This window comes from Pseudomonas sp. 8_5_2, from assembly GCF_059295255.1.
Genome location: NZ_CM181238.1, coordinates 5531462 through 5548658, shown reverse-complemented (window position 1 = coordinate 5548658; position 17197 = coordinate 5531462). Strand labels below are relative to the sequence as shown.

13 protein-coding genes are annotated in these 17197 nt (G+C 59.2%); 9 read left to right on the top strand and 4 right to left on the bottom strand.

Translation table 11 applies throughout. The features are described 5' to 3' along the window. Positions 1-299: 299 nt before the first annotated feature. The 3 genes from ntrC to glnA all read right to left on the bottom strand — a co-directional run bounded on the left by ntrC (position 300) and on the right by glnA (position 4580). A complete protein-coding gene (gene ntrC, locus AC5O5R_RS25370) occupies positions 300-1736 on the bottom strand; it encodes a nitrogen regulation protein NR(I) (RefSeq protein ID WP_172233324.1) in 1437 nt (478 codons plus the stop codon). Beyond that, on the bottom strand, positions 1733-2818 hold the full coding sequence (glnL, locus tag AC5O5R_RS25365; RefSeq protein ID WP_172286635.1) for a nitrogen regulation protein NR(II): 1086 nt from the start codon (positions 2816-2818) through the stop codon (positions 1733-1735). The genes ntrC and glnL overlap by 4 nt, the downstream gene beginning before the upstream one ends. A gap of 355 nt (positions 2819-3173) precedes the next feature. Then, positions 3174-4580 carry a type I glutamate--ammonia ligase gene (gene glnA / locus AC5O5R_RS25360; RefSeq protein ID WP_172227188.1) on the bottom strand — a complete coding sequence of 469 codons (1407 nt, stop codon included), beginning with the start codon at positions 4578-4580 and terminating at the stop codon, positions 3174-3176. Positions 4581-5050: 470 nt separating this feature from the next. Here glnA and thiI point away from each other — a divergent pair, with 470 nt between their 5' ends. The 5 genes from thiI (at position 5051) to AC5O5R_RS25335 (ending at position 10677) form a co-directional block, all read left to right on the top strand. Next, positions 5051-6505: a tRNA uracil 4-sulfurtransferase ThiI gene (gene thiI, locus AC5O5R_RS25355; protein ID WP_172227186.1), complete on the top strand. Its 1455-nt coding sequence runs from the start codon at positions 5051-5053 to the stop codon at positions 6503-6505. A 128-nt stretch (positions 6506-6633) separates the two neighbouring features. After that, positions 6634-8457, top strand: a complete 1824-nt coding sequence (gene typA / locus AC5O5R_RS25350) for a translational GTPase TypA (protein WP_172227184.1) — start codon at positions 6634-6636, stop codon at positions 8455-8457. Between the two features lie 203 nt (positions 8458-8660). Beyond that, positions 8661-9245, top strand: coding sequence for a 2OG-Fe(II) oxygenase (locus tag AC5O5R_RS25345; RefSeq protein ID WP_172227182.1), 585 nt, complete (start codon positions 8661-8663; stop codon positions 9243-9245). A gap of 6 nt (positions 9246-9251) precedes the next feature. Next, positions 9252-10082, top strand: a complete 831-nt coding sequence (locus AC5O5R_RS25340; RefSeq protein ID WP_172227180.1) for a hypothetical protein — start codon at positions 9252-9254, stop codon at positions 10080-10082. 94 nt (positions 10083-10176) lie between these two features. Then, positions 10177-10677 carry a hypothetical protein gene (locus AC5O5R_RS25335; RefSeq protein ID WP_172227178.1) on the top strand — a complete coding sequence of 167 codons (501 nt, stop codon included), beginning with the start codon at positions 10177-10179 and terminating at the stop codon, positions 10675-10677. A gap of 195 nt (positions 10678-10872) precedes the next feature. Here the strand turns inward: AC5O5R_RS25335 and AC5O5R_RS25330 are convergent, their stop codons facing one another. Beyond that, positions 10873-11277: a YkgJ family cysteine cluster protein gene (locus AC5O5R_RS25330; protein WP_016712459.1), complete on the bottom strand. Its 405-nt coding sequence runs from the start codon at positions 11275-11277 to the stop codon at positions 10873-10875. Positions 11278-11456: 179 nt separating this feature from the next. Here AC5O5R_RS25330 and AC5O5R_RS25325 point away from each other — a divergent pair, with 179 nt between their 5' ends. The 4 genes from AC5O5R_RS25325 to AC5O5R_RS25310 all read left to right on the top strand — a co-directional run bounded on the left by AC5O5R_RS25325 (position 11457) and on the right by AC5O5R_RS25310 (position 16996). Next, positions 11457-13907, top strand: coding sequence for a glycogen/starch/alpha-glucan phosphorylase (locus tag AC5O5R_RS25325; protein ID WP_172227176.1), 2451 nt, complete (start codon positions 11457-11459; stop codon positions 13905-13907). Between the two features lie 303 nt (positions 13908-14210). Further along, positions 14211-15221 (top strand): class 1 fructose-bisphosphatase, encoded by a 1011-nt coding sequence (locus AC5O5R_RS25320; RefSeq protein ID WP_012274595.1) that lies wholly within the window; start codon positions 14211-14213, stop codon positions 15219-15221. Between the two features lie 3 nt (positions 15222-15224). Beyond that, the gene (locus AC5O5R_RS25315; RefSeq protein WP_172287480.1) at positions 15225-15821 is read left to right on the top strand and encodes a DUF924 family protein; all 597 of its coding nucleotides are present in this window, start codon (positions 15225-15227) and stop codon (positions 15819-15821) included. Between the two features lie 149 nt (positions 15822-15970). Continuing rightward, positions 15971-16996 carry an IS110 family RNA-guided transposase gene (locus AC5O5R_RS25310; RefSeq protein WP_494514816.1) on the top strand — a complete coding sequence of 342 codons (1026 nt, stop codon included), beginning with the start codon at positions 15971-15973 and terminating at the stop codon, positions 16994-16996. Positions 16997-17197 lie beyond the last annotated feature (201 nt).

The following is a 17197-nucleotide window of genomic DNA, read 5'->3' as shown; positions in this document are numbered from 1 at the left end:
GCCTGCCTGTACCAGGGTCCCCAAAACGGGCGGTGTTGCGAATAAAAGAGGGGTCACCCGGCCTGCCTGTACCAGGGCCCCCGAAACTGGTGATGCAATAGCTATTGCAGGGGGCGTGCCAGTTTTGCAAAGCCCGTGAATACTGGGCTTTCAGGGGGATTTGGCCGGATGTTGAGGGGGTTTGTGCCTTCGGGAGGTGCAGTGGGCACAGGATCGGTGCATTGGGGCGGTGTCTGGTTTTGCGCCACAAACGCATTCGCGGGTTCACCCGCGAATGCGTCAGTTCAGGTCGTCAAGGATTAATGGTCTTCACCTTCCTCATCATCCCCACCCGCCACATTCATTCCCAGCTCCTTGATCTTGCGCGTCAGGGTATTGCGTCCCCACCCCAGCAACAGTGCGGCATCCCGGCGCCGCCCGGCGGTGTGCTTGAGCGCCGTCTCGATCATGATCCGCTCAAAGCTCGGTACCGCGCTGTCCAGCAGGTTGGTCTGCCCACGGGCCAGCGCCTGGTCAGCCCATTGGCGCAGGGCCTGCTCCCAGTTGGTCACCGGCGCGGCGTCCTGCGGCAGGTTCAGCAGCTCGGGCGGCAGGTCACCGATCAGCACTTCGCGGCTGGAGGCCATCACGGTGATCCACCGGCAGGTGTTCTCCATCTGCCGCACGTTACCCGGCCATGGCAGGTTACGGATGAACTCTTCGGTCTCCGGCTTCAGGACCTTTGGCTCGACGGCCAGCTCCTGGGCCGCGCGGGCCAGGAAGTGGCGTGCAAGGGTGGGAATGTCTTCGCGGCGGTCGGCCAGGCGCGGAATGTGAATGCGGATCACGTTCAGGCGGTGGAACAAGTCCTCGCGAAACTTGCCAGCCTGCACCAGCGACTCCAGGTTCTGGTGGGTAGCGGCGATGATGCGCACATCGACCTTGACCGGCACGTGGCCGCCCACCCGGTAGAACTCGCCATCGGCCAACACCCGCAGCAGGCGGGTCTGGGTGTCGGCGGGCATGTCGCCAATCTCGTCAAGGAACAGCGTACCGCCGTCCGCTTGTTCGAAACGGCCGCGGCGCAGGTTGGCCGCCCCGGTGAAGGCGCCCTTTTCATGGCCGAACAGCTCGGACTCCATCAAGTCCTTGGGGATGGCCGCCATGTTCAGGGCAATGAACGGCGATGCTGCGCGCGGGCTGTGGCGGTGCAGGGCGTGGGCGACCAGCTCTTTACCGGTACCCGATTCACCGTTGATCAGCACAGTGATGTTGGAATGGCTGAGGCGGCCAATGGCGCGGAACACCTCCTGCATCGCCGGTGCTTCACCGATGATCTCCGGGGTGCGTGCCAGGTTCTGCGGCACATCCAGCCCTTGTTGCTCCTGCGCATGCTGGTTGGCGCGTTTGACCAGCGAGACAGCCTCGTCCACATCAAACGGCTTGGGCAGGTATTCGAAGGCACCGCCCTGGTACGACGCCACAGCGCTGTCCAGGTCTGAATGCGCGGTCATGATGATGACCGGCAGGCGCGGGTGCTGCTCGCGTATCTGCGCCAGCAAGTCCAGGCCGCTGGCGCCGGGCATGCGGATGTCGGAAATGATCACGTCCGGCTGCTGGCGTGCCAGGCGCCCCATCACACCGTCTGCGCTGTCGAAGCTCTGGGTGGTCATGCCTTCCTGTTGCAGGGCTTTTTCCAGGACCCAGCGGATGGAACGATCATCGTCGACGATCCATACGGTTTCACTTCGGCTCATGAGGCGGTGGCTCCTTGTTCCAGGGGCAGGTAGATCGAGAAGGCGGTGTGGCCGGCATGGCTTTCACACTCGATCAGGCCCTGGTGCTGGCTGATGATGTTCTGGGTAATGGCCAGGCCCAGCCCGGTACCGTCCGGGCGGCCGCTGACCATGGGATAGAAGAGGGTGTCCTGCAGTTCCGAGGGAATGCCCGGGCCGTTGTCGATGATCTCCACCCGTGCCACCAGGCGATGACGCACATGGCCGATGGTGAACTGGCGCAGGGCGCGGCTGCGCAGAGTGATGCGGCCCAGGCGCAGCTCATTCTGCGAGCTGATGGCCTGCATGGCGTTGCGCACGATGTTGAGTACGGCCTGGATCATCTGCTCACTGTCGATCAGTACATCGGGCAGGCTCGGGTCATAATCGCGCACCAAAGTGATGCAGCCCTGGCTTTCGGCCTCGACCAGGCTGCAGACCCGTTCCAGCACCTCATGAATATTGGTCATTGCCAGCGATGGCAGCTTGTTCGAGCCGAGCATGCGGTCGACCAGGTTGCGCAGGCGGTCGGCCTCTTCGATGATCACATTGGTGTAGTCGCGCAGGCCGTCTTCGGGCAGCTCGCGCGCCAATAACTGTGCGGCGCCGCGAATGCCGCCGAGCGGGTTCTTGATCTCATGGGCCAGGCCGCGCACCAGCATCTTGGTGGTTTCCTGCTTGCTCAGCTGGGCCTCTTCCTTGGTGATGCGCAGCAACCGGTCACGTGGGTGCACCTCCAGCAGCAGCAGGGTCTGGCCCTGGTGCAGGATGGGCGTGACGGCGTAATCGACGGTAATGGTCTGCCCGGTCAGCGATGTCAGTTGCGCTTCGCGCTTGGTGAAGGGGTGCGCCTGCTCCACCGCCTGGCGCAGCGAGCTGAGCGCTTCGGTCGATTCAGTGAACAGTTCGCTGATGAACTGGCCATGGCTGCGTTGGCCGCTAACGGCCAGCAGCATTTCTGCGGCCGGGTTCATGTACTCCAGGCGCAGATCCGCATTGAGCAGCAGCGTGGCGGTGGTCAGGTTGTCCAGAAGCAGACGGTGCTGTGCATCGCTGATGGTCATATGGCGTCGGTGACCTCTTTTGGCGCTTGCCTGGCACTCCTTTGGCAAGGGCCGGGCGCAGGTTGGATCCGCTGGTGCGAATTCTTGTACAAGAAAATGCAAGAAACAAACCAAAGCTCCGAAAAGAAGCGGGATTTAACGAGAAAGGCCTGGATCTGCGCGATATCGGATCAAAAACTCTGGATGAAACGTTTCTTCTGAACCAGTTTGGCGAGCAAATGGGAGCACGGAGCAAAAATGTGCACCAAGATAGAGCATAGCGTGGCTGGTACAGGTTTTTGTGGGAGCAGAAACGAAAACGGCCTCCCGAGGGAGGCCGTCTGGATCATGTCATCGGCGCCAGGCGCCGATCAGATCAGCAGCTGTAGTACAGCTCGTATTCCAGCGGGTGCACGAAGGTACGGACCTTGATCTCTTCTTCGCTCTTCAGCTCGATGAAGGCATCGATGAAGTCGTCGGAGAACACGCCGCCTTTGGTCAGGAACGCACGGCCTTTGTCCAGCTCTTCCAGGGCTTCTTTCAGGCTGCCGCATACTTGCGGAATGTCCTTGGCCTCTTCCGGTGGCAGGTCGTACAGGTTCTTGTCGGCAGCATCGCCTGGGTGGATCTTGTTCTGGATGCCGTCCAGGCCAGCCATCAGCAGGGCCGCGAAGGCCAGGTACGGGTTGGCCGATGGGTCCGGGAAACGTGCTTCGATACGGCGGGCTTTCGGGCTGCCGACGTAAGGAATACGGATCGAGGCGGAACGGTTGCGAGCCGAGTAGGCCAGCATTACCGGGGCTTCGAAGCCTGGGACCAGACGCTTGTAGGAGTTGGTCGACGGGTTGGTAAAGCCGTTCAGGGCTTTGCCGTGCTTGATGATGCCGCCGATGAAGTACAGGGCGGTGTCGGACAGGCCGGCATAGCCTTCACCCGAGAAGGTGTTCTTGCCTTCTTTCCAGATCGACATGTGCACGTGCATGCCCGAGCCGTTGTCGCCGTACAGTGGCTTCGGCATGAAGGTGGCGGTACGGCCGTAGGCGTCGGCAACGTTGTGCACGACGTACTTCAGGGCCTGTACTTCGTCAGCCTTCTTCACCAGGGTGTTGAATTTGACGCCGATTTCGTTCTGGCCGGCAGTCGCCACTTCGTGGTGGTGAACTTCGACGATCTGGCCCATTTCTTCCAGTGCGTTGCACATGGCAGTACGGATTTCGTGGTCGTGGTCGAACGGCGGAACCGGGAAGTAGCCGCCTTTCACGCCTGGACGGTGGCCTTTGTTGCCGCCTTCCACGTCAGCACCGGTCATCCACGAGCCTTGCTCGGAGAAGATCTTGAACATCGAGCCGGAGATGTCGGAATGGAACTTCACTTCGTCGAAGATGAAGAACTCAGGCTCAGGGCCTGCGAACACGGTGTCACCGATACCGGTGCTCTTCAGGTACTCTTCGGCACGCTTGGCGATCGCACGTGGGTCGCGGTCGTAGCCCTGCATGCTCGATGGGTCGACGATGTCACAGGTGATGATCAGGGTCGGCTCTTCGGTGAACGGGTCCAGCACGGCAGTGTCGTCGACCGGCATCAGGATCATGTCGGAGGCTTCGATGCCTTTCCAGCCAGCGATGGAGGAGCCGTCGAACATCTTGCCGACTTCGAAGAAGTCTTCGTCCAGGGCGTCACGCGACGGCATGGTCACGTGGTGCTGAATGCCTTTGGTGTCCGTGAAACGCAGATCAATCCACTTGACGTCATGATCTTTGATGAGTTGAACCGACTTCGACATGTTGTCCTCCGGAGGGTCTAGAGCGCGGTGGGCCGCTGCCCTGGAAAAAGGGTGTTGCCAGGCGCGGATAGTCGGCCAAGCTTACCTGCCTCACAAGGGAGCAAATTGCATGCCAGTGCCCGAAAATGGCGAGGTAGGGATAAAAGGAGGCGTTTGCGGGCATTTGAAGGTTGGGTGAGCCTGAAAAATGCACCCTAAAGATGCGAATTCTGCAGGCTGCGCACCAATATTGTGCATTGGTTGTTTGATGTGTTTTTTTGAGGGCCTCATCGCCGGCAAGCCAGCTCCCACAGGTAGGGCGCCAGCTCTTGATACCTGTGGAGGGCCTGTAGGAGCTGGCTTGCCGGCGATGAGGCCGGTGCAGGTAATATAAATCCGACCTTCTGTACAAAAGTTGGTCAAATCCTGAGCAATTTCCGATATAATTCGCGCCCCTCATTTTCGGCAGGCCCTGCGCGCACTGTTAACCAATGAAACTTATCGTCAAAGTCTTCCCAGAAATCACCATCAAGAGCCGGCCGGTGCGCAAGCGCTTCATCCGCCAGCTCGCCAAGAACATCCGCAACGTGCTCAAGGATCTGGATCCCGAGCTCGCGGTCGATGGTGTCTGGGACAATCTCGAGGTGGTCACCCGCGTCGAAGACGAAAAGGTTCAGCGCGAGATCATCGAACGCCTCACCTGCACCCCGGGTATCACCCACTTCCTGCAGGTAGAAGAGTACCCGCTGGGTGACTTCGACGACATCGTCGCCAAGTGCAAGCAGCACTTCGGCCACCTGCTGGCCGGCAAGCACTTTGCCGTACGTTGCAAGCGCGGCGGCCACCATGACTTCACTTCGATGGACGTCGACCGTTACGTCGGCAGCCAGTTGCGCCAGCAGTGCGGCGCCGCCGGCATCGAGCTGAAGAACCCGGAAGTGCTGGTGCGCATCGAAATTCGCAACCAGCGCCTGTACGTGATTCACAATCAGCACAACGGCATTGGCGGCTATCCGCTGGGCGCCCTGGAGCAGACCCTGGTGCTGATGTCCGGTGGTTTCGACTCTACCGTGGCGGCCTACCAGATGATGCGCCGCGGCCTGATGACCCACTTCTGCTTCTTCAACCTCGGCGGCCGTGCCCACGAGCTGGGCGTGATGGAAGTGGCCCACTATCTGTGGAAGAAGTACGGCAGCAGCCAGCGCGTGCTGTTCATCAGCGTGCCGTTCGAAGAAGTGGTCGGCGAGATTCTCAACAAGGTCGATAACAGCTACATGGGCGTGACCCTCAAGCGCATGATGCTGCGCGGCGCTGCCCACATGGCCGACCGCCTGCAGATCGAGGCGCTGGTCACCGGCGAGGCGATTTCCCAGGTGTCCAGCCAGACGCTGCCGAACCTGTCGATCATCGACTCGGCCACCGACAAGCTGGTGCTACGCCCGCTGCTGGCCAGCCACAAGCAGGACATCATCGACCAGGCGACCGAAATCGGCACCGCCGACTTCGCCAAGCACATGCCGGAATACTGCGGCGTGATCTCGGTGAATCCGACCACCCATGCCAAGCGTCACCGTATGGAGCACGAAGAAAAGCAGTTCGACATGGCCGTGCTGGAGCGCGCCCTGGAACGCGCCAAGTTCATTTCCATCGACCACGTGATCGATGAACTGGGCAAGGACATCGAAATCGAGGAAGTGGCCGAGGCGTTGCCAGGCCAGATCGTCATCGATATTCGTCACCCCGATGCCCAGGAAGACGAGCCTCTGGTGCTGGAAGGTGTCGAAATCCAGGCCATGCCGTTCTATGCGATCAACAGCAAGTTCAAGCACCTGGACCCTACGCGCCAGTACTTGCTGTATTGCGACAAGGGTGTGATGAGCCGTTTGCACGCACACCACCTGCTCAGTGAGGGACATGCCAATGTGCGTGTTTATCGTCCGACATAAGATGCCAGGGCTGTATGGCGGCAGCATCCGCCATCGCCCTCCCGACCGCCGGGCCCGCTGAGCCTTATACCTTACATATTGGTCGCCTAGACTAGGCGGCAACCGAATCCTCTGATCGAGATACACTTGTGATCGAAAATCTGCGTAACATCGCCATCATCGCCCACGTTGACCATGGTAAAACCACCCTGGTCGACAAACTCCTGCGTCAGTCCGGCACCCTGGAGCGTAACGAGCTCAACGACGAGCGCGTCATGGACTCCAACGACCAGGAAAAAGAGCGCGGTATTACCATTCTGGCGAAGAACACCGCCATTAACTGGAACGGCTACCACATCAACATCGTCGACACCCCCGGCCACGCCGACTTCGGTGGCGAGGTTGAGCGTGTAATGTCGATGGTCGACTCCGTGCTGCTGCTGGTCGACGCCCAGGACGGCCCGATGCCGCAAACCCGCTTCGTGACCAAGAAGGCCTTCGAAGCCGGCCTGAAGCCGATCGTGGTAATCAACAAGGTTGACCGCCCGGGCGCGCGTCCTGACTGGGTTCTGGACCAGATCTTCGACCTGTTCGACAACCTCGGCGCCACCGACGAGCAGCTGGACTTCAAAGTGGTCTACGCCTCGGCCCTGAACGGCATTGCCGGTCTGGACCACGCCGAAATGGGCGAAGACATGACTGCCCTGTACCAGGCTGTCATCGACCACGTTCCAGCGCCAGCTGTTGACCGTGACGGCCCGTTCCAGATGCAGATCTCGGCACTGGACTACAACAGCTTCCTGGGTGTTATCGGCGTTGGCCGTATTGCCCGTGGTCGCATCAAGCCGAACACCCCGGTTGTTGCCATCGACGCCGACGGCAAGAAGCGTAACGGCCGTATCCTCAAGCTGATGGGTCACCACGGTCTGCACCGCGTCGACGTCGAAGAAGCCCAGGCTGGCGACATCGTCTGCATCAGCGGTTTCGACGAGCTGTTCATCTCCGACACCCTGTGCGACCCGACTGCCGTTGAGGCGATGAAGCCGCTGACCGTTGACGAGCCTACCGTTTCGATGACCTTCCAGGTCAACGACTCGCCGTTCTGCGGCAAGGAAGGCAAGTTCGTCACCAGCCGTAACATCAAGGACCGTCTGGACAAGGAGCTGCTGTACAACGTTGCCCTGCGCGTTGAAGAAACCGACTCCCCAGACAAGTTCAAGGTTTCGGGCCGTGGTGAGCTGCACCTGTCGGTTCTGATCGAAACCATGCGTCGCGAAGGCTTCGAGCTGGCCCTGGGCCGTCCTGAAGTGATCATCCGCGAAGTGGACGGCGTGAAGCAGGAACCGTTCGAAAACGTCACCATCGACATCCCTGAAGAAGCCCAGGGCAAGGTCATGGAAGAGATGGGTCTGCGTAAAGGCGACCTGACCAACATGGTCCCGGATGGCAAGGGCCGTGTACGCCTGGAATACAACATCCCGGCGCGTGGTCTGATCGGTTTCCGTAACCAGTTCCTGACCCTGACCAACGGTGCAGGCATCCTGACTTCGATCTTCGATCGCTACGACACCGTCAAGTCCGGCCACATGTCCGGCCGTCAGAACGGCGTACTGGTTTCGGTCGAAACCGGCAAGGCGCTGACCTACTCGCTGGAAACCCTGCAGGCGCGTGGCAAGCTGTTCGTCGAGCACGGTCAGGAAATCTACAACGGTCAGATCATCGGCCAGAACAGCCGTGACAACGACCTGGGCGTCAACCCTACCAAGGGTAAGAAGCTCGACAACATGCGTGCTTCGGGCAAAGACGAAGTCATCGCCCTGGTTCCGCCTGTTCGCTTCACCCTGGAACAGGCTCTGGAATACATCCAGGAAGACGAGCTGTGCGAAGTAACGCCGAAGTCCATCCGTCTTCGCAAGAAGATCCTGGACGAAAGCGAGCGTACCCGCGCTGCCAAGAAAGCCAAGAACAGCTAAGTTAGTTCTGGCTGAATGAAAACGCCCCCGGTCGAATGGCCGGGGGCGTTTTTTTTGGTATTACGATCACCTAAAGTTCCATTTCAGGTGTATCAGATTTCCGGAAAATACTACCCCGTGAGTGCGTGTTTCCATGTGCTCGGGTGTTTGATTGTTCTTTAGTCTCCTGTCTCTCTAATTTGTATGATAGTGGGAGGCTGAATATGTCTGAAGTGATTGTCGGTAAAGATATTTGCATTATTGATGACGGTTTTACCGATGACGAGCATACGCAAATTTTGCAGCTCCTTACTGATTCGGTGTGGCGATATGGCTGGCCTTATCCTTATTCGCCGCTTGAGCGCCCTTGCTGGCACAGTTTCATAGCAGGCTCTCGCAGAGACAAGATGGAAGATTGCGAGCAGGAACTGCGTGAGCGCTCGGACTGGGGTTTCTTGGCGGATATATGGGCGCGAATCAAAGCCGTTCATATGCCATCAGCAGTATTGCTGGGTGTCTACGCGAACGGACAAACCGCCAGTCAGGATGGACCTATACATCGGGATAATACCGCAGAGGCGCCGGGACGAACTGTCATGCTGTTCTGTAGTGAACATTGGGCCACTTGCTGGGGAGGCGAGTTAATGTTCTACGACGCTGGTAAGGAGACCATCATTATGTCGGTACAGCCCAAGCCAAGAAGGGTCGTCGTCTTCAATGGCGAGGTACCGCACGCCGCACGGGCGCCCGCAGCAAGCTGTAACCGTCTGCGTATGAGTATCGCCTTCAAGACGATGATAAAGGAGTGATAGCAGATGGCTAGAACAGTCGAAATAATCCTGGGCTATGTCGAAGCACCCGTCGCGGTGGGGGCGGGTTCGACCTCCATATTGGATCAGTACAATAGCGACAAGTCTGGTTATGCGTTGGTCAATCAGAGTGCCCAAACAGGTGCGGCGGTGGCAGGCGTCACGCAAATTGTAAAGCTGACGGCGGGATTTACACCTTTTCTGAACATAAAGACGAATACGCTGGCGGCAACTACAGTGCTTCTAAAGATTACAGCGGAGTACCAGACGAACCAGAAATTTGAAGAGGGTGATGTCTTAAGTCTGATTGGAAATATTGCTGGGATTGTCGGAGGGATTACCTTACTGGCGGGTGCCGGCCCAACTGCGCTGGTATTTACAGCTGTAGGTGTGGGTGCTAATGCGTGGGGGGTTTTTAACTCTGATGTGGCGAAGAAATTGTATCATTCTGCAATTATCCCTGTTTTGGAAAAATATTTTGTTGCAGATACAAAAGCAGTGTTTCCAGACTACTGGGTTGCACCGGACTTGACACTTGCTTCTCTTGATCAAATAATTGCGAGCTACTCAGGTGGCATTGCGGTGAGTCAGTGGAATCCTGACACTCATGACGTTTCGCTTGGCAGTAATTCAATTTACATGTATGGAGTAGACTCGGGAAGTGGTGGTGGATACATAGAGGGCGACAGTGGAGGGAGTCAGGTCATTCCGCTGCCTGTCTCCGGTTGGGGTATTGGCGTCGGCCCTATAGAGTTCCCAGAGTGGAATATTGATATTGGCCCTATACAAATTATCGAGCCTGGCGGTAGTAATTGGGGTGTTGACAGGTATCACTGAAGCGCAGCAGTGCTGCATTGTTTCGGCGAGGCATAAGGAGGGGTTTGTGTATTCAACGTCCGAGTTTGTCAAGATATACAGAGCCTCCACTCCGTTGAAGCAGATTCAATTACTTTTAATTATGATGTTTACGGTGCTGCCATTTGCAGCGCTGTATTGCAGTGACTTAAAAGTATACAAAGCTCCTGATTTCTCCAGATTGACGTTTGTTGAAGGGCGTGTATCGGGCTACCCGGATACTTGGGAGCATAATCGTTCGATCATGTATTTTGCAGTTGCATACACGCTGGATGGAGTACGGTATGGTAAACGGACCTACACGTATCCGGCGTTGTACAAGGAGTCAGGGCTGCGGATAAACAAGAAGGTATTCTTGACGGTGGAGCGCCTGGACGACGGTAGCCAAGTGCGTGAACTGGTCACCTTGGATGGCCGTGTCCTTTTCGATGATCGATTTCATCAGCAAGTCGTCGCTTGGAACAATCAATCGATAATGTTCAAGGTGGCATTAATAGGTCTGATGTCATTCGGGCTCGCTGTCGCAGCTTTGATCGTAGCTGTACGTCATCGGGGCAAGCTTTTTCAGGCTGGTTGAGCTCAGGATTGTTTCAAGCAGAAACACGACGCCCCCGGTCGATTGGCCGGGGGCATTTTTGTATACCAGCAGGATTTGTGCTGTCGGTGCTGGCCTCTTCGCGGGTGAACCCGCTCCCACAGGTATTGCATAGGCTCTGAACACTCCAGGGGGCTGTTCGGGTTCACCGGCGAAGCGGCCAGATCAGGCTGACGATCAGCGCCCAACCACCTTTGGCTTGTAGGCACAATACCCCGGCCGCGGCCCGACCTTGGGATGGTTGCGGCAGGTATCCGGGCGCTTGTCATAAATGGTGCACAGCCGGCTTTTACGATCCAGGTACATGCAGTCATCGTTGCTCATCCGGGTCAGGGTGAAGATGCCCGACTTCTGGTTGAAGCGTTCGATGATGCCTTCCTTCTGCAGGCGTTTTGCCACATTCTTCGGCGGCTCGTCTTTCTCGAACTCGTCGACCACACCAATGCGGATCAGATCCTTGATCTTCACCTCCACCGGCAGGGTGCAGCAGGTTGAATGGCAGCCGCCACACATGTGGCTGGCATAGCGCTGCCAAGTCTCAAGGCGGTCGACTTCGGCGGCGGCAATCAGGGTCGTTTTCATTTTAATAGAGGGCTGTCTTGGGGCGCGCGATCATACCGGAATTGTTCAATTTATGAACAACCTTTTGACCGAATGCGCAAAGGCGCATGAAAACCACGAACCCAGGCCTACGCTCCCTGTCGAAGCGACTAGGCTGAACAATCTCCCTCCGCTTTCGTCAACTTGCCCGAGGATGCCGCATGTCCCAGGAACCTAAAGCACGTGACGCAGAAGTCGCGGACTTTCGTGCTGCTGTACTGAACAAGCTGACCTACGCGGTCGGCAAGGACCCGGAGCACGCTTTCGACCATGACTGGTTCGAAGCCATTGCCCTGGCGGCGCGCGATCACATGGTCGAGCACTGGATGGACCACACCCGCCGGGCCTATCGGCGCAGCCAGAAGCGGGTCTACTACCTTTCTCTGGAATTTCTCATCGGCCGGCTGCTGTATGACAGCCTGAGCAACCTGGGCCTGCTGGACATCGCTCGCGATGCGCTGGAAGGCCTGGACGTGGACCTTGAGCGCATCCGTCTGCTTGAACCCGACGCGGCGCTGGGCAACGGCGGCCTCGGTCGTTTGGCAGCGTGCTTCATGGAGAGTATGTCGACCCTGGGCATCGCTGCCCACGGTTACGGTATTCGCTACGAACACGGCCTGTTCCGCCAGGCGGTTGTCGATGGCTGGCAACAGGAACAGACCGAGAACTGGCTGGACTTCGGCAACCCCTGGGAGTTCGAGCGTGCCGAAGTGATCTACCCGATCAGCTTCGGCGGCAGCGTCGAAACGCTCACCGACGCCCACGGGCAGCAGCGTCAGGTGTGGTCGCCGGGCGAGACGGTGCGGGCGGTGGCCTATGACACTCCAGTGGTCGGCTGGCGCGGGTCCAGCGTCAACACCCTGCGCCTGTGGCGGGCGCGGGCGCTGGAGGAGTTGCACCTGGAGCGCTTCAATGCCGGTGACCACTTGGGCGCCGTGGCCGAAGTGGCGCGGGCAGAAAGCATTTCGCGGGTGCTGTACCCGGCAGACAGCACCGAAGCCGGGCAGGAGTTGCGCCTGCGCCAGGAGTACTTTTTTGTCTCGGCATCGCTGCAAGACTTGCTGCGCCGGCACCTGAACATGCATGACAGCCTGCTCAACCTGCCCGATGCGGCAGCCATCCAGCTCAACGACACGCACCCGTCGATCGCCGTGGCCGAGTTGATGCGCCTGCTGGTCGACCAGCATGAAATCCCGTGGGACAAAGCCTGGGAGCTGACCGTCGGAACCTTGGCCTACACCAACCACACGCTGTTGCCTGAAGCCCTGGAAACCTGGCCGGTGGCACTGATGGAGCGCATGCTGCCGCGGCACATGCAGATCATCTACCTGATCAACGCCTACCATATCGACAGCCTGCGAGCCAAAGGCCTGCACGACTTCGATGTACTTCGGGCAGTGTCGCTGATCGAGGAAGACAATGGCCGTCGGGTACGCATGGGCAACCTGGCATTCCTCGGCTCGCACAGTGTCAACGGTGTGTCGGCGCTGCACAGCCAGTTGATGAAGAGCACGGTGTTCTCCGAGTTGCACAAGCTCTACCCGCAGCGTATCAACAACAAGACCAACGGCATCACTTTCCGCCGCTGGTTGTACCAGTCCAATCCACAGCTGACCGAGATGCTGGTCGAGGCACTGGGGCCAGAGCTGAAGGACGACCCAGAGGGTCGCCTGGCCAGCCTGGTGCCATTTGCCGACAAGGCCGGGTTCCGCAAGCAGTTCGCCGCCCAGCGGCTGCACAGCAAGCGAGCCCTGGCCGGCATCATCCAGGACCGCATCGGCGTCACGGTCAACCCCGAGGCGTTGTTCGACGTGCAGGTCAAGCGCATTCACGAGTACAAGCGCCAGCTGCTCAACCTGCTGCACACCGTGGCGCTGTACCAGGCCATGCGCAACGATCCGGGCACCAACTGGGTGCCTCGGGTGAAAATCTTCGCCGGCAAGGCCGCCGCCAGTTATCACCAGGCCAAGTTGATCATCAAGCTGACCAACGACATCGCCCGTGTAGTGAACAATGACCCGACCGTGCGTGGTCTGCTGAAAGTGGTGTTCCTGCCCAACTACAACGTCAGCCTGGCCGAAAGCATCATCCCGGCGGCAGACCTCTCCGAGCAGATTTCCACCGCCGGTTATGAAGCCTCCGGTACCAGCAACATGAAGTTCGGCCTCAACGGCGCGCTGACCATCGGTACCCTGGATGGCGCCAACGTGGAGATGTGCGAGCATGTCGGCGCCGATAACATGTTTATCTTCGGGCTCACTGCGCAGCAGGTCGAAGCGCGCCGACGCGCCGGGGATTTCGGTGCGAGCGCAGCCATTGCGGCGTCCAGCCGGCTGGGTGACGTGCTGCAGGCAATTCGTAGCGGCGTGTTCTCGCCAGACGACCCGTCGCGCTATACCGGGTTGATCGACGGGCTGGTGGCTTACGATCGCTTCCTGGTATGTGCCGACTTCGATGCCTACTGGGACGCCCAACGGCGGGTCGAGGAGCTGTGGCACACACCGCAGGAGTGGTGGCGCATGGCGGTGTTGAACACCGCGCGGATGGGCTGGTTCTCGTCGGACCGGACCATTCGCGAGTATGCCAGCGAGATCTGGAAAGCACTGGACTGATGCTGCAGGTTGCGCGTTCCTTGTAGGAGCGGCCTTGTGTCGCGAACGGGCCGCACAGCGGCCCCGGCAATGGTTGCAGAGCGGCTGAAGCCCGGGGGCCCCTGTGCGGCCCTTTCGCGACACAAGGCCGCTCCTACAGGGGTTGCACAGGCCGGGAGCAATCAGACCACCGGCCTGGCGCACGCTGAACTACCGACCTATTGTGCCGTCAGAGAGCCGTGGCGAGTCTCATCACTCGCTAGCCTGCAACTCTCCCTGTAAACTGCGGGGGTTTTTCATCCCCCAATCCGTTCGGAGCCATACATGTCCCGCGTTACCCTGAGTCGCTATCTGATTGAGCAGACCCGCAGCAACAATACCCCTGCCGATCTGCGCTTCCTGATCGAAGTGGTGGCGCGTGCGTGCAAGGAAATCAGCCATCACGTGTCCAAAGGCGCCCTCGGCGGTGTGCTGGGCAGCATGGGCACTGAAAACGTGCAGGGCGAAGTCCAGAAGAAACTGGACGTGATCTCCAACGATATCCTGCTGGAAGCCAACGAGTGGGGCGGCCACCTGGCCGGCATGGCCTCCGAAGAAATGGACAACGCCTACCAGATCCCGGGCAAGTACCCGAAAGGCGCCTACCTGCTGGTATTCGACCCGCTGGACGGTTCGTCGAACATCGACGTCAACGTCTCGGTCGGCACCATCTTCTCTGTCCTGCGTTGCCCTAACCAGTACCTGAGCCAGAACGAAAGCCTCAACGAAGAAGCCTTCCTGCAGCCAGGCACCGAGCAGGTCGCCGCCGGTTACGCCATCTACGGCCCGCAGACCATGCTGATCCTGACCCTGGGCAACGGCGTCAAGGGCTTCACCCTGGACCGCGAACTGGGCAGCTTCGTCCTGACCCACGAGAACATCCAGGTACCGGCAACCACCGCCGAGTTCGCCATCAACATGTCCAACCAGCGTCACTGGGAAGCCCCGGTACAACGCTACGTGGGCGAACTGCTGGCTGGCGAGACCGGCCCGCTGAAAAAGAACTACAACATGCGCTGGATCGCTTCGATGGTGGCCGATGTGCACCGCATCCTCACCCGTGGCGGCCTGTTCATGTACCCACGTGACGCCCGCGAGCCGAGCAAGCCGGGCAAACTGCGCCTTATGTACGAAGCCAACCCGATGTCGTTCATCATCGAGCAGGCCGGCGGCGCTTCCACCAACGGTTACGATCGCATCCTCGACATCAAGCCAGAAAGCCTGCACCAGCGTGTGTCGGTGATTCTCGGCTCGAAGGAAGAGGTCGAGCGCGTCACTGCGTATCACAAGGAGTAAACCATGCTCGCACCTTGGCAGCCGTTGCTGGAGTGGTGGTTCGGTTGGGGCACCAGTGCCCAGGCTGTGGCTGACGAGAAGAGCACGCTGTGGTTCGGCAAGCATCATGATGCCGAAGCCCAGGCAGTGTTTGGCGAGCTGGTCGAGCACGCCCTGGCGGGCGGCCTCGACGAGTGGCAACAGAGCCCGCAGGGCTGGCTTGGCCTGCTGATCCTGCTGGACCAGCTGCCGCGCATGATCTACCGCGACACGCCGCGCGCCTTCGAGGGCGACCGGCGTGCCCAGGTGGTGGCCATGCAGGGCCTGCAGAAGGGCTGGGACTATCAGCTGCTGCCGATTCAGCGTGTGTTCGTGCTGCTGGTGCTGGAGCACGCCGAGGTGCTCGACTGGCAGAACCTGTGTGTCGAGCGCTACCAGCTACTGCTGGATGAACAGCCCGAGGCCAACCGCCGGTTGTTCGAAGGCTTCCTCGACTATGCCGAGCAGCATCAGCGGGTGATTGCCCGGTTCGGGCGCTTCCCGCACCGCAACCTGATGCTGGAGCGGCCGAGCACCAGCGAAGAGATGGACTTTCTGCTGGAGCCCGGGTCCAGGTTCTGAAGCCTCCGGGGCCTGCCAAGCAGGCCATTGCGATCGGTACTTTGTCACGAGAAGGCCGCCCCTCACAGGGGCGGCTAATGAGATGGTCACCCCGACACCCTGCGAGGGCTACGCTTTCGCAGGGTGTTTTCATTCTGGAGGCCATCATCATGAGCGATTTGGCACTGGTCGGTATCGACCTCGGCAAACACACATTTCATCTGCACGGCCAAGATAAGCCCGGCCGGGAGCTGTTTCGCAAGAAGCTCTCACGACAGCAAATGATGCGGTTCTTCGCCAACCTGCCAGCGTGCACCGTGGTGATGGAAGCGTGCGCCGGCGCACATTTCGTCGCTCGTGAGCTGACCGCTCTGGGACATCAGGCCAAGCTGATCTCTCCTCAGTTCGTTAAGCCCTTTGTCAAAGGCAACAAAAACGACTTCGTCGATGCGCAAGCTATCTGCGAAGCCGCTTCGCGCCCTTCAATGCGTTTCGTTTCGCCCAAGTCCGAAGCCCAGCAGACTCTTTCTGTGTTGCATCGCCTACGCGAGTCGCTGATCCGCGATCGCACCAAGTCCGTCAATCAGATGCACGGGTTCTTGCTTGAGTTTGGCATCGGCTTGCCTCAGGGCCTGGCAGTCATGAAACGTTTGTCTGCTGTTCTAGCGGAGCACGAGCTGCCTGTTCGGCTGACAGTGCTGCTGCAACGTCTGCACGACCATTTCGTCTATCTGGACGAGCAGATCAAGGCGCTGGATAAAGAGTTGATTGGCCAGCTGGCCGACGATGATCTAGGGCGTCGTTTGTTGAGCATGCCCTGTGTCGGGCCGATCACCGCCAGCCTGCTGGCTGTGGAAATGGGCGATGGCCAGCAATACGGCTGCAGTCGCGATTTTGCCGCTTCTCTAGGCTTGGTGCCCAGGCAGTACAGCACTGGCGGCAAAGCTAACTTGCTAGGGATCAGCAAGCGAGGCGACAAGAATCTGCGACGCCTTTTGGTGCAATGCGCCAGGGTCTACATGCAGAACCTGGCGCGGCAGAAGGGGGCTCTGGCGGACTGGGTGCGAGCGCTTATGACGCGACGACACTCAAACGTGGTCGCCTGTGCGCTGGCCAATAAATTCGCCCGCATAGCTTGGGCGATTTCTGCTCATCACACCCAATACGAAACAGGGCCAGGCGCCTTGAACGCCTGACCCTGTGGTTGTTGCTGTATCACGATTCACCTTTCAGGTTTTGCGACTGAGCAATAGATGAAATAAACGGCCTACCGGCCTGGCGAGGATCCTGACATAAAAATCGGCTTTCGAAGCCGAGCGGCTTTTAAGGATCGTCAGGCGCGGCTCTCATCGTGGCGCGGGGCTTGCCCCAATTTGACGCCGGATAGATTTAAGCAA

Coding starts and splice junctions, on each gene's coding strand:
- AC5O5R_RS25340 (WP_172227180.1), top strand. CDS start 9,252: ATGGCTAGAACAGTCGAAATAATCCTGGGCTATGTCGAAGCACCCGTC.
- AC5O5R_RS25330 (WP_016712459.1), bottom strand. CDS start 11,277: ATGAAAACGACCCTGATTGCCGCCGCCGAAGTCGACCGCCTTGAGACT.
- AC5O5R_RS25320 (WP_012274595.1), top strand. CDS start 14,211: ATGTCCCGCGTTACCCTGAGTCGCTATCTGATTGAGCAGACCCGCAGC.
- glnA (WP_172227188.1), bottom strand. CDS start 4,580: ATGTCGAAGTCGGTTCAACTCATCAAAGATCATGACGTCAAGTGGATT.
- AC5O5R_RS25315 (WP_172287480.1), top strand. CDS start 15,225: ATGCTCGCACCTTGGCAGCCGTTGCTGGAGTGGTGGTTCGGTTGGGGC.
- glnL (WP_172286635.1), bottom strand. CDS start 2,818: ATGACCATCAGCGATGCACAGCACCGTCTGCTTCTGGACAACCTGACC.
- AC5O5R_RS25325 (WP_172227176.1), top strand. CDS start 11,457: ATGTCCCAGGAACCTAAAGCACGTGACGCAGAAGTCGCGGACTTTCGT.
- AC5O5R_RS25345 (WP_172227182.1), top strand. CDS start 8,661: ATGTCTGAAGTGATTGTCGGTAAAGATATTTGCATTATTGATGACGGT.
- AC5O5R_RS25310 (WP_494514816.1), top strand. CDS start 15,971: ATGAGCGATTTGGCACTGGTCGGTATCGACCTCGGCAAACACACATTT.
- ntrC (WP_172233324.1), bottom strand. CDS start 1,736: ATGAGCCGAAGTGAAACCGTATGGATCGTCGACGATGATCGTTCCATC.
- thiI (WP_172227186.1), top strand. CDS start 5,051: ATGAAACTTATCGTCAAAGTCTTCCCAGAAATCACCATCAAGAGCCGG.